The organism is Agromyces neolithicus, from assembly GCF_039529735.1.
Taxonomy (GTDB): Bacteria; Actinomycetota; Actinomycetes; order Actinomycetales; family Microbacteriaceae; genus Agromyces; species Agromyces neolithicus.
Window position 1 is genome coordinate 359,831 of sequence record NZ_BAAANJ010000004.1, and the last position, 25,823, is coordinate 385,653.

General features: G+C 69.8%; 22 protein-coding genes. 10 read left to right on the forward strand and 12 right to left on the reverse strand.

Features of this window, described 5'->3' with window-relative positions:
• Positions 1-29: 29 nt before the first annotated feature.
• Positions 30-1,790, reverse strand: coding sequence for a PucR family transcriptional regulator (locus ABD164_RS07160; RefSeq protein ID WP_344294895.1), 1,761 nt, complete (start codon positions 1,788-1,790; stop codon positions 30-32).
• Between the two features lie 102 nt (positions 1,791-1,892).
• Here ABD164_RS07160 and ABD164_RS07165 point away from each other — a divergent pair, with 102 nt between their 5' ends.
• The 4 genes from ABD164_RS07165 (at position 1,893) to ABD164_RS07180 (ending at position 7,879) form a co-directional block, all read left to right on the forward strand.
• Positions 1,893-3,458, forward strand: a complete 1,566-nt coding sequence (locus ABD164_RS07165; RefSeq protein WP_344294897.1) for a CoA-acylating methylmalonate-semialdehyde dehydrogenase — start codon at positions 1,893-1,895, stop codon at positions 3,456-3,458.
• Positions 3,459-3,567: 109 nt separating this feature from the next.
• The gene (locus ABD164_RS07170) at positions 3,568-4,950 is read left to right on the forward strand and encodes an aspartate aminotransferase family protein (protein WP_344294899.1); all 1,383 of its coding nucleotides are present in this window, start codon (positions 3,568-3,570) and stop codon (positions 4,948-4,950) included.
• Positions 4,951-5,079: 129 nt separating this feature from the next.
• Positions 5,080-6,300: an aminotransferase class I/II-fold pyridoxal phosphate-dependent enzyme gene (locus tag ABD164_RS07175; protein WP_344294901.1), complete on the forward strand. Its 1,221-nt coding sequence runs from the start codon at positions 5,080-5,082 to the stop codon at positions 6,298-6,300.
• A gap of 46 nt (positions 6,301-6,346) precedes the next feature.
• Positions 6,347-7,879 carry a flavin monoamine oxidase family protein gene (locus ABD164_RS07180; RefSeq protein ID WP_344294905.1) on the forward strand — a complete coding sequence of 511 codons (1,533 nt, stop codon included), beginning with the start codon at positions 6,347-6,349 and terminating at the stop codon, positions 7,877-7,879.
• On the opposite strand, the gene ABD164_RS07185 is transcribed toward ABD164_RS07180, so the two are convergent.
• Entirely contained in the window at positions 7,767-8,525 is a 759-nt protein-coding gene (locus ABD164_RS07185; RefSeq protein ID WP_344294908.1) for a Pr6Pr family membrane protein, read from the reverse strand. The genes ABD164_RS07180 and ABD164_RS07185 overlap by 113 nt on opposite strands.
• A 243-nt stretch (positions 8,526-8,768) precedes the next feature.
• On the opposite strand from ABD164_RS07185, the gene ABD164_RS07190 reads away from it, so the two are divergent.
• Positions 8,769-11,753, forward strand: a complete 2,985-nt coding sequence (locus ABD164_RS07190; protein ID WP_344294910.1) for an exo-alpha-sialidase — start codon at positions 8,769-8,771, stop codon at positions 11,751-11,753.
• A 66-nt stretch (positions 11,754-11,819) separates the two neighbouring features.
• Here ABD164_RS07190 and ABD164_RS07195 read toward each other — a convergent pair whose 3' ends face one another.
• From ABD164_RS07195 to ABD164_RS07225, 7 genes are all read right to left on the reverse strand, one after another.
• Complete coding sequence (locus ABD164_RS07195) at positions 11,820-12,989, reverse strand: NAD(P)/FAD-dependent oxidoreductase (RefSeq protein WP_344294913.1); 1,170 nt, start codon at positions 12,987-12,989, stop codon at positions 11,820-11,822.
• A gap of 89 nt (positions 12,990-13,078) precedes the next feature.
• Positions 13,079-13,771 carry a hypothetical protein gene (locus tag ABD164_RS07200; protein WP_344294915.1) on the reverse strand — a complete coding sequence of 231 codons (693 nt, stop codon included), beginning with the start codon at positions 13,769-13,771 and terminating at the stop codon, positions 13,079-13,081.
• 18 nt (positions 13,772-13,789) lie between these two features.
• Entirely contained in the window at positions 13,790-14,626 is an 837-nt protein-coding gene (locus ABD164_RS07205; protein ID WP_344294917.1) for an amino acid ABC transporter ATP-binding protein, read from the reverse strand.
• Positions 14,613-15,278, reverse strand: coding sequence for an amino acid ABC transporter permease (locus ABD164_RS07210; RefSeq protein WP_344294920.1), 666 nt, complete (start codon positions 15,276-15,278; stop codon positions 14,613-14,615). The genes ABD164_RS07205 and ABD164_RS07210 overlap by 14 nt, the downstream gene beginning before the upstream one ends.
• A gap of 73 nt (positions 15,279-15,351) precedes the next feature.
• The gene (locus tag ABD164_RS07215; RefSeq protein ID WP_344294923.1) at positions 15,352-16,176 is read right to left on the reverse strand and encodes an amino acid ABC transporter substrate-binding protein; all 825 of its coding nucleotides are present in this window, start codon (positions 16,174-16,176) and stop codon (positions 15,352-15,354) included.
• A gap of 295 nt (positions 16,177-16,471) precedes the next feature.
• Entirely contained in the window at positions 16,472-17,668 is a 1,197-nt protein-coding gene (locus tag ABD164_RS07220; protein WP_344294926.1) for an acyl-CoA dehydrogenase family protein, read from the reverse strand.
• A complete protein-coding gene (locus ABD164_RS07225) occupies positions 17,665-19,080 on the reverse strand; it encodes a CoA transferase (protein WP_344294929.1) in 1,416 nt (471 codons plus the stop codon). Before ABD164_RS07225 ends, ABD164_RS07220 begins: the two co-directional genes overlap by 4 nt.
• 114 nt (positions 19,081-19,194) lie before the next feature.
• On the opposite strand from ABD164_RS07225, the gene ABD164_RS07230 reads away from it, so the two are divergent.
• The 3 genes from ABD164_RS07230 (at position 19,195) to ABD164_RS07240 (ending at position 22,186) form a co-directional block, all read left to right on the forward strand.
• Positions 19,195-19,965, forward strand: coding sequence for a FadR/GntR family transcriptional regulator (locus tag ABD164_RS07230; protein ID WP_344294932.1), 771 nt, complete (start codon positions 19,195-19,197; stop codon positions 19,963-19,965).
• Positions 19,946-20,731, forward strand: coding sequence for a cache domain-containing protein (locus ABD164_RS07235; RefSeq protein WP_344294935.1), 786 nt, complete (start codon positions 19,946-19,948; stop codon positions 20,729-20,731). The genes ABD164_RS07230 and ABD164_RS07235 overlap by 20 nt, the downstream gene beginning before the upstream one ends.
• Positions 20,732-20,818: 87 nt before the next feature.
• On the forward strand, positions 20,819-22,186 hold the full coding sequence (locus ABD164_RS07240; RefSeq protein ID WP_344294937.1) for an NAD-dependent succinate-semialdehyde dehydrogenase: 1,368 nt from the start codon (positions 20,819-20,821) through the stop codon (positions 22,184-22,186).
• A gap of 137 nt (positions 22,187-22,323) precedes the next feature.
• Here the strand turns inward: ABD164_RS07240 and ABD164_RS07245 are convergent, their stop codons facing one another.
• A complete protein-coding gene (locus ABD164_RS07245) occupies positions 22,324-23,820 on the reverse strand; it encodes a flotillin family protein (RefSeq protein ID WP_344294939.1) in 1,497 nt (498 codons plus the stop codon).
• 181 nt (positions 23,821-24,001) lie between these two features.
• Here ABD164_RS07245 and ABD164_RS07250 point away from each other — a divergent pair, with 181 nt between their 5' ends.
• The gene (locus ABD164_RS07250; protein WP_344294941.1) at positions 24,002-24,361 is read left to right on the forward strand and encodes an SPW repeat domain-containing protein; all 360 of its coding nucleotides are present in this window, start codon (positions 24,002-24,004) and stop codon (positions 24,359-24,361) included.
• A 67-nt stretch (positions 24,362-24,428) separates the two neighbouring features.
• The gene (locus ABD164_RS07255) at positions 24,429-25,010 is read left to right on the forward strand and encodes a TetR/AcrR family transcriptional regulator (protein WP_344294943.1); all 582 of its coding nucleotides are present in this window, start codon (positions 24,429-24,431) and stop codon (positions 25,008-25,010) included.
• Here ABD164_RS07255 and ABD164_RS07260 read toward each other — a convergent pair.
• Together ABD164_RS07260 and ABD164_RS07265 are read right to left on the reverse strand one after the other, a co-directional pair.
• Positions 24,927-25,289: a hypothetical protein gene (locus ABD164_RS07260; protein ID WP_344294945.1), complete on the reverse strand. Its 363-nt coding sequence runs from the start codon at positions 25,287-25,289 to the stop codon at positions 24,927-24,929. The two genes, ABD164_RS07255 and ABD164_RS07260, sit on opposite strands and share 84 nt — an antisense overlap.
• 100 nt (positions 25,290-25,389) lie before the next feature.
• Positions 25,390-25,755, reverse strand: coding sequence for an iron chaperone (locus ABD164_RS07265; protein ID WP_344294947.1), 366 nt, complete (start codon positions 25,753-25,755; stop codon positions 25,390-25,392).
• Between the last annotated feature and the right edge of the window lie 68 nt (positions 25,756-25,823).

Sequence of the window (25,823 nt, forward strand, 5' to 3'; positions counted from 1 at the left end):
AATAGCAAGTAACGAGATCGCAGATTTGTTCAGCGGCCGGCGCTGCGCCGCACGAGCAGCGCCAGATGCAACGCGGTCAATGTCTCGCCGTCGTCGAGGTCGACCCCGAGCAGGTCGCCGATGAGCGCCAGCCGCTGGTAGAACACCGACCGTGAGAGATGCGATGCGGATGCCGCAGCCGTGCGATTGGCCGGGTGCGCGAGCATCGCCCCCAGCACGTCGAGCAGGTCGCCGCCGCGCGCGAGGTCGTACTCGATGAGCGGCGCGAGCATCCGCTCGCTGTGCCGCAGCAGCCGGTGATCGTCGCGCAACGACGTGACCAGGCGCATGAGCGGCCGGTCCTCGACGCGCCGCAAGGTCGGGCCGTTCGCGACGCGACCGCCGGGCGCCCGCGCGAGGTCGAGCGCCTCCTGCACCGAGCCCAGGAGCCCGTCGAGATCGGCGGCGGCCGTGCCGATCGAGAGCACGATCCGATCGACGGATGCCCCACCACGTGCGATCTCGCGGCCGAACGCCCGGGCGGCGCGATCATCGAAGGCCCTGCCCGCAGGCAACGACAGCAGCACCACCGTGGCGCGCCCCGACGACCTGGTCTCGGGGGCGTCGCCGGCGATCGCCCGTCCGCCGAGGGTTCGTGCCGCGACATCCGCCGCCGTGCCGACGACCGCACCGCCCGTGACGACGACTCCGTGCAGCACCGCGCCGTCGAGCGGCAACCCGGCCGCGGCGAGCCGGGCCGATGCCGCGGCGAGCCCCGCGAACCGACCGGCCAGCAACCCGTCGACGAGTCGCTGCCGACCGGCGCGAACCCACTCGTCGGCGTCGGCATCGCCCTCGGCGAGCCGGCCCAAGGCGAGCGCGATGGCGCCCTGTTCGAGCACGGCGGTGCGACCGGCCGCGTGTGGCGGCCCGGGCAGCGCGATGAGGTACCCCCAGCGGATGCCGCGCGCCTCGACCGGCACGATCAGCCAGTCACCGGGTCGCGGTGAGGTTCCGGGCACGATCGACTCGGCGTTCGACCGGTGCGCGCGACGCGACCGCGCCTCCCAGTGGGCGAGCACCTCGTCGTCGGCGCCGAACGAACCATCGGCGGCGACCACTTCGTGCGCGAGGTTTTCGAGCACGACCGGCGCACCGAGCGTGTCGGCCAACTGGCGAACGACGTAGTCGGCGGGCGCCCCGCGAAGGCTCAGCGCGGTGAATCGCCCGCGCACCTCGTCGCGGGCGCGCAGCGCGGCGGTCTGCTCGCTGATGATGCGGCTGTGCACGGCCTCGGTGAGTGCGACGAACTTGACCTCGCGATGCAGCGCCACGAGCGCGAGACCGTGCTCGTGGGCGGCCGACTCGACGACCGCGGGCACGTACCGGTAGTGCGCCCCGAGCTCGAGCACGAGGCCCGCGAGGCCCGCCTCGACGAGCCCGGCGATGAACTCGGACAGCTCGGCGGGCTCGGTCGGCCAGCCGGACCCGGTCGACAGCAGCAGTTCGCCGCCGTCGAGCAGTCGCGCGACACCCGCACTGTCGGAGACGTGCACCCACCGCACCCGCGCGTCGAGGGCGCTCTCGTCGGCCGAGAGCACCTCGGGCACCCCGGCCGCGACGGCAGGCAGCGCCAGGATCTCGCGCACGGTCGGCAGCGCCGCGCCGTCGCCGACGGCTTCAGCCGACCCGGTCGGACCGGTCGGACCGGTCGGGCCCGTCGGGCCGGCCGTACTGGTCGGGCCCGTCGGGCCCGCCGTACTGGTCGGACGATCCGTTCGGAACGCCTCATCTTCGCGACGATCTGCCACCGCTTCACTCACTTCGCCTCTGCAACACTGGGAACCAGAAGCATAGCCGAGCGTCGGTCATTCTGTCCGACCTGACCTCATCGTAGAGCTGGAAGGACCGCCATGAGCATCACAGAGACCGCATCGTCGACCACCTCGACGCCCGGAGCGCCCGTGATCGGGCATTGGATCGACGGCGCGCTGCGCGCGTCGGCGTCGGGCCGCACTGCCCCGGTGTACAACCCCGCGACGGGCGTCGTGCAGGCAGAGGTGGCGCTCGCCGACCAGGCCGAGATCGATGCGGCGATCTCGTCGGCGCTCGCCGGGTTCAAGGTCTGGTCGGGCTACTCGATCGCGAAGCGCCAGGCGGTCATGTTCTCGTTCCGCGAGCTGCTCAACGCCCGCAAGGGCGAGCTCGCCGCAATCATCACGGCCGAGCACGGCAAGGTGCTCTCCGACGCGGCCGGCGAGATCGCCCGCGGCCAAGAGGTCGTCGAGCTCGCGACCGGCTTCCCGCACCTCATCAAGGGCGCATTCTCAGAGAACGCGTCGACCGGCATCGACGTGTACTCGATCAAGCAGCCGCTCGGCGTGGTCGGCATCATCAGCCCGTTCAACTTCCCCGCCATGGTGCCGATGTGGTTCTTCCCCATCGCGATCGCCGCGGGCAACGCCGTCGTGCTGAAGCCGAGCGAGAAGGACCCGTCGGCCGCGCTCTGGCTCGCCGAGCTCTGGAAGGAGGCGGGCCTCCCCGACGGCGTGTTCACCGTGCTGCAGGGCGACAAGCAGGCCGTCGACGGGCTGCTCACCTCGCCCGACGTGCAGTCGATCTCGTTCGTCGGGTCGACCCCGATCGCCCAGTACATCTACGAGACGGCCTCGAAGCACGGCAAGCGGGTGCAGGCGCTCGGCGGGGCGAAGAACCACATGCTGGTGCTGCCCGACGCCGACCTCGACCTCGCCGCCGACATGGCGATCAACGCGGGCTACGGCGCGGCCGGCGAGCGCTGCATGGCGATCTCGGTCGTGCTCGCCGTCGAGCCCGTCGCCGAGGAGCTCATCGGCAAGATCACCGAGCGCATCGCGAAGCTGAAGATCGGCAACGGCGCGGGCGTCGACGCCGGTGACGGCACGCTCAGTGAGCCCGACATGGGCCCGCTCATCACCGACGTGCACCGCGACAAGGTCTCGTCCTACGTCGACATCGCCGAGGCCGACGGCGCGACGGTCGTCGTCGACGGCCGCGGTTTCGCCGTCGACGGCCACGAGGCCGGGTTCTTCTTCGGCCCGACCCTGCTCGACCGCGTGCCGACCACGTCGCGCGCCTACACCGACGAGATCTTCGGCCCGGTGCTGTCGATCGTGCGCGTGGCGAGCTACGACGAGGGCCTCGACCTCATCAACTCCGGGCGGTTCGGCAACGGCACCGCGATCTTCACCAACGACGGCGGCGCGGCACGCCGCTTCCAGAACGAGGTCGAGGTCGGCATGATCGGCATCAACGTGCCCATCCCGGTGCCCGTCGCCTACCACTCGTTCGGCGGGTGGAAGCAGTCGCTCTTCGGCGACGCGAAGGCCTACGGCGTGCACGGATTCGACTTCTTCACCCGCGAGAAGGCGGTCACCAGCCGCTGGCTCGACCCCGCCACGCACGGCGGCATCAACCTCGGCTTCCCCCAGAACCACTGACCCCGCTGTCGGTCGAGTAGGCGCGCCAGCGCCGTATCGAGACCTCGCCACTGGTCTCGATACGCTCCTTCGTCGCTACTCGACCGGCGAACTTCCGAAAGGACACCTCATGACCGACACACTCATCGGCACGCGGCATCCGCTGTCCGACACCGCCGCCGACGCGCAGGTGCGCGCCGACGACCGGGCGCACGTGTTCCACTCGTGGAGCGCGCAGGCACTCATCGACCCACTGCCCATCGCGGGCGGCACCGGGGCGACCTTCTGGGACTACGAGGGCAACGAGTACCTCGACTTCTCGAGCCAGCTCGTGAACCTCAACCTCGGCCACCAGCACCCCGACCTCGTGACGGCGATCCAGCAGCAGGCGGCCCGCCTGGCGACGATCCAGCCCTCGATGGCGAACGACGTTCGCGGTGAGCTCGCCCGCCGTATCGCCGAGGTGGCGCCCGGTGACCTCGACAAGGTGTTCTTCACGAACGGCGGCGCCGACGCCAACGAATACGCCGTGCGCATGGCGCGCGCGGTCACCGGACGCCGCAAGGTGCTGTCGATGTACCGCAGCTACCACGGCGGCACCGCGACGGCGATCTCGCTCACGGGCGACCCGCGCCGCTGGGCGAACGAGCCGAGCGACGGCAGCGTCGCGCACTTCTTCGGCCCCTACGAGTACCGCTCGTCGTGGGGCGCGACCACGCCCGAAGAAGAGGCGTCTCGCGCGCTCGCGCACCTCGAGCAGGTCGTCACGCTCGAGGGTGCGTCGACGATCGCGGCGATCATCCTCGAGACGATCGTGGGCACCAACGGCGTGCTCGTGCCGCCGCCCGGCTACCTGCAGGGCGTGCGCGAACTCTGCGACCGGCACGGCATCGTCTACATCGCCGACGAGGTCATGGTCGGCTTCGGCCGCGTCGGCGAATGGTTCGCGGTGAACCACTTCGGCGTGACGCCCGACCTCATCACCTTCGCGAAGGGCGTGAACTCGGGTTACGTGCCCCTCGGCGGCGTCGTCATCTCGCAGCGCATCGCGGCGCACTTCGACACTGTCGCATTCCAGGGCGGGCTCACGTATTCGGGGCATCCGCTCGCCTGCGCGCCCGGTGTGGCGACCTTCGAGGTGTTCGAGCGCGACGGAATCCTCGAGCGCGTGCGCGACCTCGGCTCACGGGTGGTCGAGCCACGCCTGCGGGCGATGGCCGACGCCCACCCGAGCGTCGGCGAGGTTCGGGGGCTCGGGTTGTTCTGGGCGATCGAGCTGGTGAGGAACCCCGCGACGCGTGAGCCGCTCGTGCCCTTCAATGCGAGCGGGGCGGATGCCGCTCCCATGGCCGCGGTGGCGGCGGCCTGCAAGCAGGCCGGGCTCTGGCCGTTCATCCACTTCAACCGCATGCACGTCGCACCCCCGCTCGTGATCAGCGAAGACGAGCTCGTGCGCGGCCTCCACATCATCGACGAGGCGCTCACCGTCGCCGACGGGTACGTCGCCGGTTAGCCCCAGAGTCGCACGCATGAGGCCCGGCCTCGGGGACAGCCCCGATGACCGGGTCTCATCGCGGAGTAGCATGGGCCGAATCCGAGGGATCCTCGCGCCACGAGGCTCCCCGATTCCTGGAAAGAGCTCATGGATGCCCGCCTGACCTCAGATCGGGTCGCGCGCGTTGCCGCCGCGACACCGTTCCAACTGCTCTACGACTACTACCGGCTCTCGGGGTACGAGCAGCGACGGCATGAACCCGGCGTGCTCGACTTCACCTTCGGCGACCCGCACGACAAGCCCTCAGAGGCCTATGTCGAGATCCTGCGCGACGCGCTGGTCCCCGAGCACGAGCTCTGGTTCGCCTACAACTTCGGCGACGCGAAGGCGATCGCAGCGGCCACCGAGTCGCTGCGCCGGCACGTCGACCTGCCGTTCGAGCCCGACGACGTGCACCTCACGACGGGCGGGTTCGCCGCCATCTCGATCGCGCTCAAGATCGTCGGCGACGTGGGCGACGAGGTCGTCTACAGCCTGCCGCCCTGGTTCCTGTACGAGCCGCTCGTGCTCGAGGCCGGGCTCGTGCCCGTCAAGGTGTCGATCGACCGCCAGACGCTCGACCTCGACCTCGACGCCATCGCGGCGGCGATCACTCCCCGCACGCGCATCGTGATCGTGAACAGCCCCAACAACCCGACGGGTCGCATCTATCCCCCGGCGACGCTCGAGCGTCTGGCGAACATCCTCCACGAGGCATCCGAGCGCAACGGGCGCCGCATCTTCCTCATCTCCGACGAGCCCTACAATCGCATCATCTACGACGGCGCCGGCTTCCACAGCCCGCTCGAGTTCTACCCCTGGAGCTTCCTCGCGTACAGCTACGGCAAGACGCTGCTCTCGCCGGGCGAGCGCATCGGATATCTCGCGCTGGCGCCTGGCATGCCCGGCCGCGAGCAGTTCCGCGACGCGATCGAGGCCATGCAGATCAGTGGCGGCTGGCTGTTCCCGAACTCGTCGATGCAATACGCCCTGCCCCGCCTCGAGCAGCTGTCGTTCGACATCGAGCTGTTCCAGCGCAAGCGCGACACCATGGTCGCGGCGCTGCGTGAGATCGGCTACCGCCTCACGGTGCCCGAGGGCACGTTCTACCTGTTCCCCGAGTCGCCGCTCGCCGACGACGTCGCCTTCACGCAGGCCCTCGACCGCGAGGGCGTGCTCGTGCTGCCCGGCCGCATGTTCGAAACGCCCGGGTTCTTCCGCATCTCGTTGACCGCGACCATGGAGTCGATCGAGGCGGGCATCCCGCGGTTCGCGGCGGCGTTCCGGGCCGTTGAGGCCGGCGAGACCGCTACAGCCCCGACCGCCTGACCCCAGCGAACCGCACCAGACGGTCCCGCGCGCTAGCCTGAAACACATGGACTCTCGGGCGGCGCCCGGCGGCATGGCCCGGCGAACCTTTCTCGCCGCCTCCCTGTCGGGCATCGCGAGCGTCGTGCTCGCCAGCTGCACCGGGCCGCAGCCGATGCCCACCCCGCCGCCCACGACATCGGGCACCGCCACACCGAGTCCCACCCCGACACCGACCCCGCCGGTCGAGGATGTGCCGCGCCCCACCGCGATGCGCCGATCCCGCTGGGGCGCCGACCCGTTCGCGCGCGGCTCGTTCAGCTTCGACGCCGCGGGTGCCGCGCCCGAACTGCGCGAAACGCTCGCCGAACCCGTCGGCGGGCGCGTGTTCATCACCGGCGAGGCGACCGACACCGACGCGCCGGGCTCCCTGCACGGAGCGCGCAACTCGGGGCTGCGCACCGCGGCGACCATCTCCGACATCGCCGAGCCCGGCGAACGCATCGCCGTGATCGGGGCGGGCCTCGCCGGCCTCACCGCCGCCCGCGAACTCGTCGGGCACGGCTTCGAGGTCGTCGTGCTCGAAGCGCGCGATCGCATCGGCGGCCGCATCGACACCGTCGAGGCCGGCGGCTTCGACGAGCCGATCGAGCTCGGCGCCATGTTCGTGCGTGGCGCCACCCTGCAGGCGCAGTTCGCCGAGGCATCCGTCGACCTGCACCCGGTCGCACCGCCGACCGAGGCGCGCACCCCCGACGGACTCGCGGTGGCGATCCCCTCAACCGGGCCCGACGCGATCGCGACCGCGCAGTCGTGGGCGGCCACGCAGTCCGAGGCCCGTACTCGCGACCTGTCGCTCGCGACCGCGATCGTCGAATCGGGCACGGCCGCGTCGATGTCGAAGACGCCCGACGCCACCGGCGTCTCGCCCGCCGACTGGCTCGCGCACACCATCGCGAGCGGTGTCGCCACCGTGACCGGCGCGACCGCGAACCGGGTCTCGGCGTTCGCGACGCTGCCGGGCACCCGGCCGGCCGTCGATCTCCCCGAGGTGGGTTCCGCGCCCGAAGGCGAGCTCGCGACGGGCATCGCCGCCGCGCTCGAACCCTATGCCGCGCAGCTCGACATCGCGGTGACGAGCGTCGTCACCCGCATCGTGTACGACGAGCGCCGCGTGAGCCTGCGGCTCGACTCGGGCGAGTCGCTCAACGTCGACCGGGTGGTCGTGACCGTGCCGCTCGGCGTGCTCAAGACCGACACGCTGCGCTTCTCGCCCAGCCTGCCACTGTTGCACCAGCGCGCGATCGCGAGGCTCGGCGTCGGTCTGGTCGACACCGTCTGGCTGCGGTTCGATTCGGCATTCTGGCGAGCGGATGACCCGGGCCCCGGGTCATCCGTCGAGGTGCTGACCGTGGTCGGCGAGACGCCGACGGTCGCTGCATGGGTCGATGCCGGCGGCCCCGACGGCGAGCCCGTGCTCGTCGGGCTCATCGCCGCGACGCAGGCTCGGCGACTCGAGGCGCTTGACGATCCTGAGTTCGAGGCGGCGGTGCTGGCCGATCTCGCGCCGTTCGCGCCCGGCGCCACAGCCACCGGTTGAGTGCGACGAGCCCCGCCGTCAGGGTCACGAAGATCACGAGCACGAGCGCGCAGTAGAACGCGACGCCGAGCACACTGCCGACCTGCGCCTCGTCGAGGAAGAAGTACGGGTACCAGCCCACGTCGGCGCCGCGAGCCAGCGTGTACGCGAGCCACACCGTGGGGTACACGAGCACCCAGCCGACGGTCGACCACGGCACCTTCGGGTTGACCGCGATGATGCTGTCGGTCGTCCACGCGACGACCGCGAGCGCAGGCACAACGAAATGCAGCAGCGTGTCGGACCACGGCACGTCGACCCGGTAGTCGCGCGTCGAGGCCTGCGCCACGATGACGCCGAAGACGATGCCCGACACGAGCACGTAGACCGTCACCATCGTGCGCACGATGCCGAGCCAGGCCGGGTCGCGCGGCGCGGCGAGGGCGTAGATGCCCGCGAGGGTCAACGTGATGACCGCCAGGAAGGCCGACTGCACGGTGAAGTAGCTGAAGAAGTTGGTCGTCGCGAAGAAGCGGAACCCGAGCACGTACTCGAAGTTGCCGACGAGCGCCGTCACCTCGAGCGCGGCGACGAGCAGCCGGAACACGCCGAGCACGCGCCTCGCCCGCACCACGCCCAGGGCACTGCGGGGACGCGAGCCGGGCATGGTTCCACGCTAGCCCCACCCGTTGCACGGTCCCCGACCAATGACGACCCCCTGCGTGCCCCGATGCTCACACTCCGAACCATCGTGCGCGTCGTGTCGCGCCGAACTCCGCCTTCTCGGCCACGTACTCCGCTGAGGGCCCTCCCCGGTCATCCGAGCCGCAGACCTTGCGCGCGGCACCGGCCCTTGATACATTCACGAAGTCCGACATCGGATGTCGTATGTCGGCGCACTCATCCTTCAATGACGAAAGTGACCCCTGTGCGCAACATCTCCCCGACCGACCGTCCCGGCCGTCGATCCCGCTCGTCGGTCGTCTCGACCACGTTGCTCGCCGGCCTTGTGACCGCGGCCATGAGCATCGGCGCCGTGCAGCCGACGTTCGCGGCGACTCCGCCCGACTACCTGAATGACCCGACGTCCGCCCCGGGTACGTTCACGTCGGTCAACCTCGCCGCCGACCGCACGGCAGAGAACTTCTTCTACCGCATTCCCGCCATCGCCCACCTCGGCGACGGCGTCGTGGTGGCGTCGTGGGACGCCCGCCCGGGCAGTGCCGCGGACGCCCCGAACCCGAACTCGATCATCCAGCGCCGTTCGACCGACAACGGCCTGACCTGGGGGCCGCTGAAGATCATCGCCGCAGGCCACGTGGGGGATGCCGACGCGCCGAGGTACGGCTACTCCGACCCGAGTTACGTGTTCGATCAGGAGACCGGCCGCCTGTTCTCGTTCTTCGTGTACTCGAAGGACCAGGGCTTCCACGGCAGCACGTACGGCAACGATGACGCGAACCGACAGGTGATCAGCTCTGCGGTCATCCACTCCGACGACGGCGGTGTCACGTGGAGCGAGCCCCGGCTGATCACCGACGTGACGAAGCCGGCGACCGGCACGACGTCCGGCGGCACCTACACGCCCGTCGCGGGCGACGTGCGCGCCAACTTCGCGACCTCGGGCGCCGGCATCCAGCTGAAGTACGGTCCGCACGCCGGCCGCCTCATCCAGCAGTACGCCGGCACCGTGCGCCAGGCCGACGGCTCCACGCAGATCCAGGCCTACTCGGTCTACTCCGACGACCACGGCGACAGCTGGCAGCGCGGCGAGTTCGTCGGCACCGGGATGGACGAGAACAAGGTGGTCGAGCTGTCCGACGGCCGCGTGATGCTCAACTCGCGCGACAGCAGCAACGGGCACGCCCGCAAGGTGGCGATCTCGACCGACGGCGGCGCCACCTACGGCCCCGTGACGCGAGACCTCGAGCTGCCCGACCCCACGAACAACGCGTCGATCATCCGGCTGCACCCCGATGCCGCGGCCGGCAGTGCCGACGCACGCAAGCTGCTGTTCACCAACTCGAACAACGGGGCGAACGGCAGCCGGGTCAACGGCGCGGTGCGCCTGTCGTGCGACGACGGCGAGACGTGGCCGGGCCTTCGCACCATCGAGCCCGGCTTCTTCGCGTACTCCCAGGCGGCGATGCTCGACGGCGGCCGCATCGGCGTGCTCTGGGAGCGCAGCTACACCGACAACGTGCAGTTCTCGACGTTCGATCAGGCCTGGATCAATGCGACGTGCGCACCACTGTCGGTGCCCGAGACCGATCTTGAGCCCGGCGTCGCGACCGAGGTGACCGTGACCGTCACCAACCAGGAGACGACCGCCCTCTCGGGCGAGGTGTCGTTCCATACCCCCGCAGGATGGGCCTCGTCGTCTGCGTCCGTCGCCGATCTTGCCCCAGGTGCGTCGACGACCGTCGCCGTCGCGGTGACGGCGCCGGCCGGCGCCGCCGGCACGCAGCGCCTTCAGGCGGCGTTCACCGCGGCCGACGGCCGATTGAGCCAGACCACCGCCACACTGCGGCTGCCGCAGGCGACCCAGCTGGGTCTGACGCTGGGTTCGACGATCACCACCGCGGCACGCGACGCCATCGCCAACCCGTTCGTCGCGGGCGACGTGCTGAGCTTCCAGGTGCGGGTCGACAGCACGTCGACCATGGCCACGCTGGTGACCCCGGATGCCTCGAACTTCACGAGCGGCTTCGCACCCACCGCGTGCCGCTGGCGCAACCTCCCCGCCATGGACGGGTACAACTGCAACACGCCGCGGCACACCCTGACGGCGGAGGACATCGGGCGCGGCTGGTTCGCGCCCGAGTTCAGCTTCACGGTCGCACCCATGACCGACACCGCGAACACGGTGCTGGTCGAGCACACCGGCGCGGCGGTACTCCTACGCGACGGGGTGCTCGGCGCCACGATCACCGGCGCCCGAACGGATGAAGGGCGGGACCTGGCATCCAGCCCCTACGCCATCGGCGAGCAGGTGCCGTACGCATTCCGCGTCGACAGCACCTCGCCGGTCACGGCGGCGGTGGTTCCGACGGCGGGGGACTTCGCACCGTTCATCCCGCCGGGGCCGGGCAACTGCCGCTACCTCAGCCTGCCGGCCTTCGGCAGCTACGACTGCACCACCCCGAAGCACACCGTCACGCAGGCCGACCGTGACCGCGGCTACTTCGTCGCCGACACGATCTGGACGGTCAGCGCCGCCGGTCAGACCACCAAGACCATCGAGGTCGACGGCGGCGAGGTCGACGTGCTCGCCCGCAATCCCCAGCTGAGCGGCCAGACCTCCGGCGAGTTCACCGACGTGAACGGCAACGGCGTTGCGAACGTCGGCGACACGGTCACCTGGACCAGCACCCTGACCAACGCCGGCAACGTCGTGCTCGACGATGTGACGGTGGGTTACGACGAGATCGGCTCGCTCACCGTCGGCGAAACGCGCACTGCGGGCTCGGAGACGGTCGTGCTGACCGCCGAGCATGTCGCTGCCGGATCCCTCACCCCGGCATCGTTCGACGCGACCGCAGCGAACGGCTCGCGCACGGTCGAGACCGTCGCGGCCGGAGTTGCGCTCGAGCTCCAACGTGCGCCGCTGTGGGATGCAGTCTCCGTCTACACCTCGGGTGACCTCGTGACCTTCGAGGGCAGGCTGTTCGAGGCCACCTGGTGGACCAAGAACACGACCCCGGGCGACCCGAAGGGGCCGTGGCAGGAGATCACGACGAATGCCGACGGGGTCGACCTGTGGACCGCATCACGCGTCTTCCTCGGGGGAGACGTGGTCTCGCACGACGGCGAGCAGTTCGTCGCCGAGCGGTGGACCCGCAACCAGGAGCCGGGCTCGAACCTCAAGCGGGATCCCTGGACGCCGGCACCGTAGCCGCAGTACGCGCCGACGAGAGCCGGTGGCGCAGCGAGCGTAGCGAGAACCGCCTGCGCGGTATCGCTACGCTCGTTGGGCGCTACTCGACCGACGAGCCGGCGAACCAGCGAGGCGTCGCACAGCGCCGAACTCGGCCTTCTCGGCCACGTAACCGACCGCAGGGCCGCGCAGTGGCGCCATCGGCCCGCCGTCGGCGTAGAAGTCGACATCGACGCGACCCACCTCGCCACGCCCTAACTCCAGATAGCACAGCCCCGTGCCGCCGCGCGATCGCTCCGTGTCGCCATTCGGGTCGCCCCGCGTGCTGCTCACGATCTCGTCGGCAACGAGCTTCGCCGCGCTCTCCGCGAACGTGCCGGCCTTCGGGATGCCGGTCTCTGCGCAGTCCCCGAGCGCATAGACACCGTCGTGCGCGGTCTGCAGGGTGCGCCGATCGACCGCGACCCAGCCCTCCTCCCCGGTCAGCCCCGCCTCGACGAGCACGTCGGGGGCCTTATGCACCGGGATGCCGATGAACAGGTCATACGACTCGTCGTGATCTTTGTAGTGCGCCACCTTCGCGGCGGGGTCGATGCCATAGACGCGACGGCGTTTGGTGTACTCGATTCCGCGTTCCGCCATGGCCCGCTCAAGCGCGGCCGACGCCTGAGGCGAGACTGGGATCGGTGAGGGTTGCGGGCTGACCAGGTGAAGTTCGCACGCGCCACGCAGCCCGCGCTCGACGAGTCGATCGTGCAGCAGCAGCATCGCCTCGTACGGCGCCGGCGGGCACTTGAACGGAATCGACAGCACCGCCAGCAGCACCCTGCCGCCGTCGAACCCCGCCAGCTCGTCGCGCAGCCGCTCGGCGCCGGCGACCGTGTAGTACTCGAATCCGCCGTCGACGAACCCCGGCGTCGCGTCGAGGTCGTAGTCGGCGCCGAGCGCGATGACGATCACGTCGGGGTCGTAGGCCGCCACGTCGGTGACGACGTGGCGCGCCGACGGGTCGATGGCAAGCACCCGCTCCTGCCTGAACTCAACTCCAGGCAAGCCGATCTCACTGTACGGAAGGCGCACCTGTTGCGCCGTCTGGTGCCCGAAGAGCACCTCGAGCTTCGAGAAGCCGAACACGAACGCGTCGCACTGGTCGACGACGGTGACGTCGACCTCGCCGGCGAGCCGCTCCGACAGGATGCTCGCCAGCTCCAAGCCGCCGAAGCCGGCTCCGAGGATCATGACGTTCGTCGTCATCGCCCCATACTGTGCCGCGGATGATCTATCCGTCAACGCCCGGCGGCGACGACGACTCCGCTCCGCCGCGTAGACCCAACCGGATCGTGTCAGCTGCCGTAATTTCTCGCCGGGGCGAGCATCACCGTCACGCCGAGCGGCACGCCCTCGAGCCTGACGAAGACCGAGTGGGTCAGGTCGGCACCGCTGTCGTGACCGACGACGGTCTCCTCGTACCGACCGTCTAACACCGTCTCGCCGGCGACCACGAGCGACTGCAGTGTGCCGGGCACCAGTGCCTCGACATCCACCTGCGACTGGCCGACAGATACCCCGGCAGCTGTCGTCACGGGCAACCCGTCCGCGGTCGGTCCGTCTACACGCACGAACCACTCCGGCTCCAGAGGAGGAGCGACGGAGGAGTTCGAATCGTTGAGCTGCAGCCCGCCCCACCGGTAATAGGTGCCGGGCGCCGATTCGATCCCGCCACTGTGCGGCGTGATCACGGGCGCAGAACCTGTGGCCGCGCTGATCGCGGCCACCGCCACGACGATGGGATCGAAGTACGTCACCGAATGCAGAATGGCTCCCGCGGCGTCGACCACCTGCAGGCGATCGGAGCGCACGCGAATCGCGGTCGCACCGGTTGGAGCACACGGCACACACGGCTTCGGCTTCTTGGACTTCTTTCCCGGCTTCAGCGACGGTGCCCCCGGAGCAGCCTCATCCCGTCCATCTTGTGGTGCGACGATATTCATGGAATCCCCCGTATCCATCACCGGCACGACCTTGGGAAGCACCATACACCCGCCGAGCACGAGTCAGTCGAGCGGTCGCAGGATGCGGTCGAGGAACCGCCGGGTGCGCTCCTCCGCCGGCTTCGTGAAGATCTGCGCGGGCGCACCCCGCTCGACGACGACACCGCCGTCCATGAACAGCACCTCGTCGGCCGCCTGCCGCGCGAAGCTCAGCTCGTGGGTCACGACGACCATGGTCCAGCCCTCGTCGGCGAGCTCCTTGATGACCTGCAGCACCTCGCCCACGAGCTCGGGATCGAGCGCGCTCGTCGGCTCGTCGAACAGCAGCAGCTGCGGCTTCAGCGCCAGCGCCCGCACGATGCCGACGCGCTGCTGCTGGCCGCCCGACAGTTCGAACGGGTAGGCGTCGCGCTTCTCGGCGAGGCCCACGCGTTCGAGCAGTGCGGATGCCTCGGCGATCGCCTGCTTCTTCGGAACCCGCTGCACGCGCACCCGGCCTTCGATGACGTTCTCGATGACCGTCATGTGCGGAAACAGGTTGTGCTGCTGGAACACCATGGCCGACCGGTCGCGCAACGCGAACCGCGTCGCCTTCGCGATCGGTGCGGCGAAGTCGAGCGACGGGCCGCCCTCGAAGTCGATCGTTCCGGCATCGGGCGTCTCGAGGCCGTTCAGCGAGCGCAGCACCGTGGTCTTGCCCGAGCCGCTCGGCCCGATGAGCACGACGACCTCGCCGCGACGCACCTCGAGATCGATCGAGCGCAGCACCTCGTTGTCGCCGAACGACTTGCGGATGCCCCGTGCCGTGAGCAGCACCGAATCGTCGGGGATGTCGGCGGGGGCGAGCGGGTCGCCGCCCGGGACATCCGCTCGCTCGCCGGCTGGGTCACTGTGCGACATAGCGGTCCAATCGCTGCTCGATGCGGCCCTGCCCGGCCGAGAGCACGAGGCAGAACAGCCAGTAGATGAGTGCCGCCTCGAGATAGATCAGCATGAACTCGCCGCTGAACGCGGCGATCTGCTCGGCGACGCGGAACAACTCGGTGACGAGGATGAGCGACGCGAGCGACGTGTCCTTCACGAGCGAGATGAACGTGTTCGAGAGCGGCGGCACCGAGACTCGCGCCGCCTGCGGCAGGATGATGCGCCGCAGCGCGGTGCCGTGCGACATGCCGATCGTGTAGCCGGCCTCCCACTGGCCCTTCGGCACTGAGAGGATCGCGGCGCGGATGACCTCGGCGGCGTACCCGCCGACGTTCAGCGAGAACGCGATGATCGCACTCGGCCACGGGTCGAGCACGATGCCGATCGACGGCATGCCGTAGAAGATCACGAAAAGCTGCACGAGCAGCGGTGTGCCCCGGATCACCGAGATGTAGAACCGGGCGATGCCCGAAACCACCCGGTTCTTCGAGAGTCGCATGAGCGCGACGCCGAGCGCGAGCACGAGTCCGATCGCGAACGAAGCGAGTGCCAGCGGGATGGTGCCGGTGAGCCCGCCGAGCACGAGGGGCCAGAACGAATCGAGGAACAGCTGCCAGCCTTCGGCCATGACCTACCGCCCTTCGCGTCAGGAAGCACCGTCGGCCCCGCACCTGGCGGGGCCGACGGTTTCGAACCAGAGACTACTCGGAGACGTCGGCGCCGAAGTACTTCTCGCCGAGCTCGGCGAGCACGCCCTCGGCGCGCAGCTCGTCGAGCGCGGTGTCGATCGCGGCGACGAGGTCGGTCTTGTCCTTCGTGAAGGCGAGCGCGCTCAGCGACGAATCGCTGGTCGTCGCGGCGACCTCGATGCCCGACGGGCCGTTGGTGTTCACGAAATCGAGGTAGGTGAGCTCGTCGTTGATGGTCGCGTCGACCCTGCCCTGCTGCAGCAGAGCGACGGCTTGGGCCCAGCCCTCGACGGCCTCGACGTTGGCGCCCGATTCGGTGGCGAGCTCGTTCCAGTTGCTCGTGAGCGACTGGGCGGTGGTCTTGCCGGCGAGGTCGTCGAAGCTCGAGATCGAGGTGTCGCCCTCGTTGACGACGATGACGCCCGACGACACCGTGTAGGGCGCGCTGAACAGGTACTGCTCTTCGCGCTCGGGGTTGATCGACACCTGGTTCGCGATCACGTCGAACCGGCCCGCGTCGAGGCCGGCGAAGATCGCGTCCCACTGCGTCTCCTGGAACTCGATCTCGAGGCCGAGCTTGTCGGCGACGGCCTCGGCCACCTCGACGTCGTAGCCGACCAGGTCGCCCGAGCCGTCGTCGTGGAAGCTGAAGGGGCGGTACGTGCCCTCGGTCGCGACGGTGAGCGTGCCGGCCTTCACGAGTCCGAAGTCGTCACCTGCGGCGGATGACCCGGCCGAAGCCTCGGGCGAACCGCTCGAGCATGCGGCGAGCACGACGAGGGCGGCAGAGGCCGCGGCGAGGCCGAGCAGGGTGCGGACGCGAGAGGCGCGGGTCATAGAGGCTCCGTTCATGGGGAGGTGTGGAGGCCGCAGGTGTGCGGTGATGCGGTCGAGTCCATCACGACCCGGCCTCCAGATTGAAACGGCGTTACCCCGCGTTTCATTCCTCCGAGCCCCCCGGCTCCAGCCCACTGCCCCACCTACTGCTCCAGCCCACGCCGACTCTCCAGTACGCAATTCAGGTACGGAGGTGTGTCGCGGGGGCATATCGGCACCGGATGACGCGACACGCCGTGCGCGGACCTGAATTGCGCACATCGATGCCGGGGTGTTCGGCTCGACCGACGACCCTTCAGAACGCGTTCAGTCCGGTGAGCTCACGTCCGAGGATGAGCTGGTGGATCTCGTCGGTGCCCTCGTAGGTGCGCACCGACTCGAGGTTCGCGGCGTGCCGCATGACCGGCCACGCGTTCGTGATGCCGTCGCCTGCGAGGATGGCCCGCGCCTCGTGCGCGATGTGCAGCGCCTCTCGCACGCTGTTGAGCTTTCCGACCGAGATCTGCGCGGGTGTGAGCGTGCCCTGCTCCTTCAGCCGGCCGAGGTGCAGGGCGAGCAGAACACCCTTCTCGACCTCGAGGAACATGTCGGCGAGCTTGGCCTGGATGAGCTGGTTCGCGCCGATCGGCTTACCGAACACCTCGCGCGAGGTCGACCGCTCGATCGCCGCCTCGAGGCACGAGCGGGCGGCGCCCATCGCACCCCACACGATTCCGTAGCGGGCTTCGTTGAGGCAGCCGAAGGGGCCGCTGAGTCCGCGTGCGCCGGGCAGGATCGCGTCGTCGTCGACCCGCACCCCGTCGAACGTGATGTCGCACTGCACCGACGCGCGCATCGACAGCTTGCCGTCGATCGGCGTCGCCGTGAAGCCGGGCGTCGAGGTCGGCACGAGGAACCCGCGCACCGCGCTGCCGCCCTCGCCGAAGGCACCCGAGGGGTCTTCGACCTTCGCCCAGACGACGGCCACGTCGGCCAGCGAGGCGAGCCCGATCCAGCGCTTGGCGCCGTCGATGACCCAGCCGTCGCCGTCGCGCCGCGCGGTCGTCGTCATGCCGGCGGGGTCGCTGCCGCCCTGCGGTTCGGTGAGCGCGAAGCAGCCGACGAGGTCGCCGGCGGCCATGCCGGGCAGCCAGCGGTTCTTCTGCTCCGCCGAGCCGTACTTGTGGATCGCGCTCATTGCGAGCGAACCCTGCACCGACACGAAGGTGCGCCAGCCCGAGTCGGCGGCCTCGAGCTCGAGACACGCGAGCCCGTACGCGACGGCGCCGGCCCCGGCGCATCCGTAGCCCTTCAGGTGCATGCCGAGGAACCCGAGGTCACCGAGCTCCTTCACGAGCTCGCGGCGGAAGTGCTTCTGCTCGAAGTCGTCCTCGATCACCGGCATGATGCGCTCTTGCGCGAAGCGCCGCGCACGCTGCTGCCACTCGCGCTCGTCTTCGCTGAGCAGGGCGTCGAGGTCGAACACGGCGTCGATTCGCGGGGCGGTGGTCATCGTGGTTCCTTTCGGCGGGCGGATGTCTCGAGCCAGTCGGCGCCCGAATGTTCGTCGAGCGCGGGCGGAGGGGTTCGGTAGGCGGCGGGGTCGGTGGTCAGTCGGATCGGATTCGCGATGGTGCGGCTGACGTGCGTGGCGGCGGGGATCTCAGCGACCGGGTCCAGCCCGAGTCCCCCGGCGAATGCGATCGCCTCGCCGACGTCGTTCACGAGTCCGGCGGGAACGCCGACTTCGGTGAGCGCGGCGACCCAGTGATCGGCGGATGCCCCGGCCAGACATTGCTCGATAAGCGCGGTGAGCTCGGCGCGATGCGCGACTCTTTCGGCGTTCGTCGCGAACCGTGCATCGTCGAACCCCGCCGATCGAGTAGCGCCCGACGAAACAGACTCCCCCGCCGATCGAGTAGCGCCCGACGAAGAAGGACTCACCCCCGCCGATCGAGTAGCGCCCGACGAAGGAGGACTCACCCCCGCCGATCGAGTAGCGCCCGACGAAGGAGGACTCACCCCCGCCGATCGAGTAGCGCCCGACGAAGGAGGACTCACCCCCGCCGATCGAGTAGCGCCCGACGAAGGATGACGCGTATCGAGATCCGCCCCGAGCACCGCGGCAAGCGCCCGGAACTGCTTGTCGTTGCCGACGGCGATGACGAGTTCGCGGTCGGCGGCATGGAACACCGCGTACGGTGCGATGCTCGGGTGCGCATTGCCGAGCCGCTTCGGCGCCGTGCCCGTGGCGAGCGTCGACGCCGCCTGGTTGGTCAGCGCCGACAGCATGCTCTGCACGAGGTTGACCTCGACGAGCTGACCTGCACCGGTGCGGTCGCGCTCGCGCAGGGCGAGCAGGATTCCGGCCAGCGCGTTCTGCCCCGTCAGCACGTCGACGAGTGCGACGCCGGCCTTGGCGGGTTCGCCGTCGGACGCGCCGGTGATCGACATGAGCCCGCCGACGGCCTGCACGAGCAGGTCGTAGCCGGCGAGCGCCGCGCCCTCACCGGTGCCGAACCCCGTGATCGAGCAGTAGACGGCGCCGGGATTGACCGCATGCACGTCGTCGAACGCGAGCCCGAACCGCGCCATGACTCCCGGCCTGAAGTTCTCGATGACGACATCCGCCGTCGCCGCGAGCCGCTGCGCCTCAGCAAGGTCGGCTGCATCGTTCAGGTCGAGGGCGACCGAGCGCTTGTTGCGGTTCACGCTGCCGAAGTAGGTGGCCTGCCCGTTCGCGTCGACGGGCGGAGCCCAGTGCCGGGTGTCGTCGCCGGTCGGCGGCTCGATCTTCACGACGTCGGCGCCGAAGTCGGCGAGCATCATGGTCGTGTAGGGCCCGGCGAGCACCCGCGAGAAGTCGGCGACGCGCACACCGGCGAGTACGCCCCGTGGCGCCTCATCGGGCCGTGGCTCGTGCATGGGTCATCCGCCTTCGCATGTCGGCGGCCCTTCGACCGCGCCAATTCATCCTATCTTGAATGATTTCTGCGCGCGCCGCCATTCGGCGGCCTGCCGCTCGACTAGCCTGAACCCATGGAGTCGAGGGTGGGACCGGGCGCACGCGAGGCCGTGTTCGCCCAGCTCGCCGACACGGGCCGTGCCGAACAGGTCGCCCAGCGCCTCACCGACGGCATCGTGCTCGGCGTGCTCGGGCCAGGCGAGCGCCTGCCGAGCGAGCCCGAACTCGCGCGCCGCTTCGGCGTCGCGCTCATCACGGTGCGCGAGGGGCTCGGCATCCTTCGCGAGACCGGCCTCGTCGAAACGCGCCGCGGCCGCGACGGCGGCAGCTTCATCGTCGAGAACGACGCCGACCACCGCTCGCTCATCACCACGCGGCTGCGGGGGCTTGCGCAGGTCGAGCTGAGCGACATGGCCGTGTACTTCGGGGCGATCCTCGCCGGAACGGTCGAACGCGCCGCCGAACGCGCGTCAACCGGCGATGCCGAGCGGATCACGACGTGGCTGCGCGCCGCCGACTTCACGACCGCGGCGGCCGCGCGCACGAACCAGGGCGGGTTCTTCCTCGAGGTCGCGGTGCTCAGCCAGTCGGCCCGGCTCGTGCGCGAGCAGATCCGACTTCAGGCCGAGTTCGGTCCCCTGCTGCTGCTCGGCCTCGACGACGCTGCGCAGCGAGCCGACGTGGCGGCGCACGATCGTCGCATCGTGCGGGCCATCGCGCAGCACCGCACCGCGAAGGCGCGCGAAGCGGTCGGCGACCTCGTGCGCGGACTGTCGGAGCACCTGCTCGCCACCAAGGCCCGCATCGAACGAGGAGGTTCGCTCGATGAGCCGATCACCGCGTGACGCGCCCGTGCCACCCGAGGTGCGTGCCGTCGCCGACGCCGTCACCACGGTGTTCGCCGGCGCCTTCGACCAGCTCGCCGAATGGCGATCACCCATCGAGCAGACGCTCGGCACGACGCCCGACATGCGGCCCGCCGCACTCGACGACGTCGTGGCCGACCTCGTGCTGCCGCGCTTGATGCCGGTCCCCGAGCACGCCGGCGTGCCGTTGTTCGTCGGTGCCGGTGTCATCGCCGACGGCGAGATCGTGCGCGGGCGCGACGTGCACTTCGCCTGGTGGCTCGGCCCGCTCGAGGCGAACCCCGTGCTCGGCTCGACCACCGAGCCGACCCGCCTCGACCTGTCGACGCGCGGCTACACCGAGTACCTGCGCGACTTCCGCGCACTCGAGTGGTACCGCATCCCCGCGACCACCCGCGACGCCCACGTCACCGGCCCCTACGTCGACCACCTCTGCACGTGCGACTACATCCTCACCCTGACGATGCCCGTACATGCCGCGATCGACGGTCCCGAGGCGGGCCCGCGCATGGTCGGCGTCGTCGGTGCCGACATCGCCGTTCGTCGCCTCGAGCACGAGCTGCTGTCGCGATTCCTCGAGGTGCCCGAGCCCCTCGCACTCGTCAACGCCGAACGTCGCGTGCTGCTCTCGACCGAGCCGACGCTGCCCGTCGGCCAATTGGCCGCCCCGGGGTCGCCCGCGGTCGAATGCGCCGCAACGCCGTTCAGCGTGATCGTCGAGCCTGCGGCATCCGTGTCGAAATAAATCATCCGCTGCTATATCTTTGAACAACGAGCGTATGCACCGCGGCAGACGAAGCTCTGGCGCGTGCACCCGAGAAGGAGAATCCCCATGAGCAACTATGCCGTGATCAATCCTGCGACCGGTGAGACGGTCAAGAGCTACCCGACGATCACCGACGCCGAGCTTCAGGCAGCCATCGCCTCGGCCGACGAGGCGCACCGCAACTGGTCGAAGGCCTCGACCGTCGACGAGCGCGCTGCGCTCATCCGCCGCGTCAGCGAGCTGCACACCGAGCGCCGTCAAGAGCTCGCCGAGATCATCGTGCGCGAGATGGGCAAGCCCATCGAGCAGGCCCTCGGCGAGGTCGACTTCGCCGCCGACATCTACGGGTACTACGCCGACCATTCGGCCGACTTCCTGAAGGACGAGCCCATCACGCTGCTCGCGGGCGACGGCACGGCGGTCGTGCGCCGCTCGTCGCTGGGCGTGCTGCTCGGCGTGATGCCGTGGAACTTCCCGTACTACCAGGTCGCCCGGTTCGCCGGCCCGAACCTCATCATCGGCAACACCATCGTGCTGAAGCACGCCGAGCAGTGCCCCGAGTCGGCCGCGGCCATCGAGCGCATCTTCCTCGACGCCGGCTTCCCGCAGGGCGCCTACGTGAACATGTACGCCTCGCACGACCAGATCGCCACGGTCATCGCCGACCCGCGCGTGCAGGGTGTCTCGCTCACCGGCTCCGAGCGTGCCGGTGCCGCGGTCGCCGAGATCGCCGGACGCCACCTCAAGAAGGTCGTGCTCGAGCTCGGCGGCTCCGACCCCTTCATCCTGCTCTCGACGAACGACCTCGACGGCGCGGTGCAGGCAGCTGTCGACGCCCGCCTCGACAACAACGGCCAGTCGTGCAACGCGGCCAAGCGGTTCATCGTCGCCGACGACATCTACGAGTCGTTCCTCGAGAAGTTCACGGCGAAGCTCGCCGAGATCGAGGTCGGCGACCCGACGTCGGCCGACACCACGCTCGGCCCGCTGTCGTCGCTGAAGGCGGCCGAAGGCCTCGACGAGCAGGTCAAGCGTGCCGTCGAGCACGGCGCCACGCTCGTGCACGGCGGCGCGCGCGAGGGTGCGTTCTTCCCGACGACGGTGCTCACCGACGTCACGCCCGAGAACCCCGCCTCGAAAGAGGAGTTCTTCGGACCGGTCGCGCAGGTCTACCGCGCCGCCGACGAGGCCGAGGCGGTGCGCATCGCCAATGACATCCCGTTCGGTCTCGGCTCGTACGTGTTCACGACCGATGACGAGCAGGCGCAGCGCGTGGCCGACAGCATCGAGGCCGGCATGGTGTTCGTGAACGTCGTGCTCGCCGACGGCGCCGAGCTGCCCTTCGGCGGCGTCAAGCGCTCGGGCACCGGCCGCGAGATGGGCCGCCTCGGCGCCGACGAGTTCGTGAACAAGAAGCTGATCCGCATCGGCTGACGCTCAGCCCCGCCGATCCGAAAACAGGAACGGATGACCCCATCGGGTCATCCGTTCCTGTTTTCGCGTCCACCCGGCGTGTGTTCCTGTGCTCAGAACGAGCCCGCGCCGGGCGCCGGCCGGGCCCGCGCGCGGCGCTACTCGGTGACGGCCGGGGTGTCGCGGACGGTCGTGTCGGCAGGCGCGTCTGCGGCCGCGCCCTCGAAGCGCGTGCCGGCGTCGTCGAGCGCGACGAACGCGGGCGTCGGCACGGGCTCGTTGCCACGCGCGATCGCCGAGCCGGCGGCCGCGCCCGCAGCGGTGCCGCCGACGAGCGACCCGATGAGTTCGCGGATGCCGACGCCCATGGTCGAGCTCAGCATCGCGTCGACCTCGGTGATGCCCGAGACGGCGTTCTTGGCGAGCTGCGACGCCCCGTCGGTCGACACGACCGTGAGCTGGTCGATGTTCGACATAGGTGCGGCCAGCTCGCGCGCGATGAGCGGCAGCGCGTCGATGAGCCGCATCTGCAGCAGCGCCTCGGACTGCTGCGCCACCGCCTCTGCGGCGGCCTTGGTGGCGGCGGCTTCTGCGGCACCTCGCGCGTTGATGGCATCGGCCTCGGCCAGACCCTCGGCCTTCAGCGCCTCGGCCGAGGCGGTGCGGGCCACGCGGTCGGCGTCGGCGGCGATGCGCACCGCGTCGGCGGCGGCCTCGGCTTCGACCTTGACCTTGTAGGCCTGGGCGTCGGCGACGGCCTTGACCTCGGAGTCGAGCTCGGCCGCACGCAGCGCGGCCTTCTTCTGCGCGGTGATCTCCTGCTGGGCGACGACCTCCTGCTGCGAGAGTGCCTCGGCAAGCGGGCGAGCGGCAGCGGCCTCGGCGGTCGCCTTGTCGGTCTCGCGCTGCAGCGCGGCCTTGCGCTGGGCGAGCTCGGCCTCGCGCTCGGCGACGGTCTGCTCGGCGGCGATGACCGCCTCACGGGCCTCACGCTGCGCCTGTGCCTCGGCGATCTCGGCCTGCTTGCGCACCTTGGCCTGCTCGGCACGACCGAGGTCGTCGATGTAGCCGTTGGTGTCGGAGATGCCCTTGATCTCGAACGAGTCGACGTCGAGGCCCTGGTTCACGAGCGACTCGCGCGCCACGCCGAGCACCGCCGCCGAGAGCTCGTCACGGCGGTTGATGATCGTGAGCACGTCGGTCGCACCGATCGACGCGCGCAGCGACCCCGAGAGCACTTCTTGGGCGAAGATGTCGATGTTCTTGTCTTGGCCGAGAAACCGCTGCGCGGCGGCACGGATCGAGGCCGCGCTGTCGCCGACCTTCACGATCGCGACGGCGTCGACGTGCACCGTGATGCCGTTGTTGGTCTGCGCTTCGGCGCGGATCTCGATGGCACGCGAGCGCAGCGAGATCTTGTGCGCCTTCTGGAAGAAGGGCATGATCCACACGCCCTGGCCGTGCACCACGCGCTGCCCCGACTCCTCGGTGTCGACACCGTCGACCATCTTGCGGCGCGAGCGCTTGCCGGTGACGACGATCGCCTCGTCGGGAGACACGTTGCGGTACAGCACTTTCGCCCAGATCCACAGGATGACGGCGGCGACGATGACGAGGGCGATGATGCCGGCGAACGGGGTGAACAGCAGTTCCACGGAGTTCCTTTGCTGGGGGGCGGGTAGGGCTCCGTCAAGAATGGATGTCCCGCGCTCCGCGCGCAATGGATACCTCTCGATCGGCGAACGAGAACTGGGGTCTTGACCGGGCGGTCAATCAGTTCTAGCGTGGTATTGACCCCCGAACAGGGGTGCTCCCGATCCGGAGGAGGTTGGTTCGATGAAGAAATGGACACGCTGGGAGGACTGGGTGGCGATCGCCGTCGGCATCGTCGTGGCCGTGTCTGGCTTGCTGATGGCCCCGATGGGTTCATCGGTCGCGCTCATGGTCACGCTCGGCGTGCTGCTCGTGATCTCAGGCGTCGTGAACCTCGCGATGCCGGGCATGGTCGCCATGGAGTACGTGCAGGGTGCCCTCGGGCTGCTGCTGATCGTCTCGCCATGGATCGGCGCATACGCAGACGCGATGACCTTCGGTCCCGCCTGGATGTCGTGGATCGGCGGAGCAGTCGCCGTCATCGTCGCCGCCCTCGCCATCCGCCCGAGCATGAAGGCGCATCACGACGCGGTCACCCACTGACCGCACCATTGATCACCGGGGACGGCGGGGACGCTGCCGTCCCCCTTATCGTTCACGAGAGCAGTCCATGACCGCGCCACCCGCCACGCGCGAGCGCATCCTCGACGCCGCCGAGCGCCTGTTCGCCGAGCGCGGGTTCGACGCCACGCCCACCTCGAGCATCTCCAAGTCGGCGGGGGTGCCCAAGGGGCTGCTGTTCTACTACTTCCCGACGAAGCACGATCTGCTGCGCGCGCTCGTGACCGAGCGACTCGACCTCGGGCCCATCGACCCGAGTGCGCTGGTCGAGCCCGGTGACCCCGTCGCCGCCTTGCTCAACCTCTCGAAGGCGCTCGCCGACGTTCAGGCCGAGTCGGCGGTGCTCGGCGTCATCGTCTGGCGCGAGCAGCGTACCCACCCCGACGTGCGGGCGAAGCTGCGCGAGTACCGGCAGCAGGTGCAGGGCATCGTCGAGCGCGTGCTGCGCGGCAGCGTGCGCTCCCCCATCGCCGCGCGCGCGGTCCAGGCCGCCGCCGCCGCGTGGGTGGCGATCCTCTCGATCCGCCCGCATGCCGACCACGGCGATTCAGACGACGACGCCGGCCCCGACCTTCGAGCGCTCGCCGAGCTGATCTGCGCCGGGCTCGGCGTCTCGGCGGCTCCCGCGTGAGCGCGCCTTGCTGCCCGTCGAGGTGCGGCGCGCCCGCACGCAGAGCACGAGCATGATGCCGCACGACACGAGGTAGAACGTATGCAGGGTCCAGATCGGGCCGATCGGCAGGCTGAACACGTAGAGCGAGTACACCGCGTTCGCCGCGTTGATCATCAACATGCTCGGGAGGCTGTACGACGAGACATCCCTCGTGCGCAGTGCCTTGCGCAGCATCGGCAGATTGCTGACCGCGAAGACCACGGTCGAGATCGTGCCGGCAAGCAGCGGGATGTCCATGCCTGAACGCTAGGCGCGACATCCGCTCGCTCGCGTCGACCGAACCATGCATCTTGGTCGTCGGGCCGAATGGGTAGATCTGTGTAGATCGGCGCTGGGATCAGCGCCGCTTCCTGTCGAGTTGCGCGTCGATCCGGGCGATCCGCTCGCCGAGGATGCGGCGCAGCAGGTCGTCGGGTATCGGGTGCTCGGCGGTGAACTGGACCGCGCCGGGCGACCAAGTGAAGTCCCCGAGCTCGTCGGCGAACCCCTGCAGTATCTGCCCGCTGAAGGGGTAGAGCCCGAGATGCTGCTTCGCCTCCATCGCCGCGACGAAGGCTTTGCCGCGGTGCAGCAAGGCGGGCATACCGTAGCTCTCGCCCTCGGTGGCGTCGGGCACGAGCTCGCGTGCGACGGCGATGACGTGCTCGAGTGCCTTCTGGTTCTCACCTTCGCGTGCGGCCAGGTAGTCGGTGACGGTCCCCATGCGGGCATCCTTGCACGGTCCCGGAGCGGCGTCATCCGACGGGTCGGGCGGGTTAATCATTCGGAGCT

Coding starts and splice junctions, on each gene's coding strand:
- ABD164_RS07195 (WP_344294913.1), bottom strand. CDS start 12,989: ATGACGACGAACGTCATGATCCTCGGAGCCGGCTTCGGCGGCTTGGAG.
- ABD164_RS07170 (WP_344294899.1), top strand. CDS start 3,568: ATGACCGACACACTCATCGGCACGCGGCATCCGCTGTCCGACACCGCC.
- ABD164_RS07230 (WP_344294932.1), top strand. CDS start 19,195: ATGGAGTCGAGGGTGGGACCGGGCGCACGCGAGGCCGTGTTCGCCCAG.
- ABD164_RS07205 (WP_344294917.1), bottom strand. CDS start 14,626: ATGTCGCACAGTGACCCAGCCGGCGAGCGAGCGGATGTCCCGGGCGGC.
- ABD164_RS07190 (WP_344294910.1), top strand. CDS start 8,769: ATGACGAAAGTGACCCCTGTGCGCAACATCTCCCCGACCGACCGTCCC.
- ABD164_RS07180 (WP_344294905.1), top strand. CDS start 6,347: ATGGACTCTCGGGCGGCGCCCGGCGGCATGGCCCGGCGAACCTTTCTC.
- ABD164_RS07260 (WP_344294945.1), bottom strand. CDS start 25,289: ATGGACATCCCGCTGCTTGCCGGCACGATCTCGACCGTGGTCTTCGCG.
- ABD164_RS07215 (WP_344294923.1), bottom strand. CDS start 16,176: ATGACCCGCGCCTCTCGCGTCCGCACCCTGCTCGGCCTCGCCGCGGCC.
- ABD164_RS07225 (WP_344294929.1), bottom strand. CDS start 19,080: ATGCACGAGCCACGGCCCGATGAGGCGCCACGGGGCGTACTCGCCGGT.
- ABD164_RS07185 (WP_344294908.1), bottom strand. CDS start 8,525: ATGCCCGGCTCGCGTCCCCGCAGTGCCCTGGGCGTGGTGCGGGCGAGG.
- ABD164_RS07255 (WP_344294943.1), top strand. CDS start 24,429: ATGACCGCGCCACCCGCCACGCGCGAGCGCATCCTCGACGCCGCCGAG.
- ABD164_RS07265 (WP_344294947.1), bottom strand. CDS start 25,755: ATGGGGACCGTCACCGACTACCTGGCCGCACGCGAAGGTGAGAACCAG.
- ABD164_RS07235 (WP_344294935.1), top strand. CDS start 19,946: ATGAGCCGATCACCGCGTGACGCGCCCGTGCCACCCGAGGTGCGTGCC.
- ABD164_RS07200 (WP_344294915.1), bottom strand. CDS start 13,771: ATGGTGCTTCCCAAGGTCGTGCCGGTGATGGATACGGGGGATTCCATG.
- ABD164_RS07210 (WP_344294920.1), bottom strand. CDS start 15,278: ATGGCCGAAGGCTGGCAGCTGTTCCTCGATTCGTTCTGGCCCCTCGTG.
- ABD164_RS07220 (WP_344294926.1), bottom strand. CDS start 17,668: ATGACCACCGCCCCGCGAATCGACGCCGTGTTCGACCTCGACGCCCTG.
- ABD164_RS07165 (WP_344294897.1), top strand. CDS start 1,893: ATGAGCATCACAGAGACCGCATCGTCGACCACCTCGACGCCCGGAGCG.
- ABD164_RS07240 (WP_344294937.1), top strand. CDS start 20,819: ATGAGCAACTATGCCGTGATCAATCCTGCGACCGGTGAGACGGTCAAG.
- ABD164_RS07250 (WP_344294941.1), top strand. CDS start 24,002: ATGAAGAAATGGACACGCTGGGAGGACTGGGTGGCGATCGCCGTCGGC.
- ABD164_RS07175 (WP_344294901.1), top strand. CDS start 5,080: ATGGATGCCCGCCTGACCTCAGATCGGGTCGCGCGCGTTGCCGCCGCG.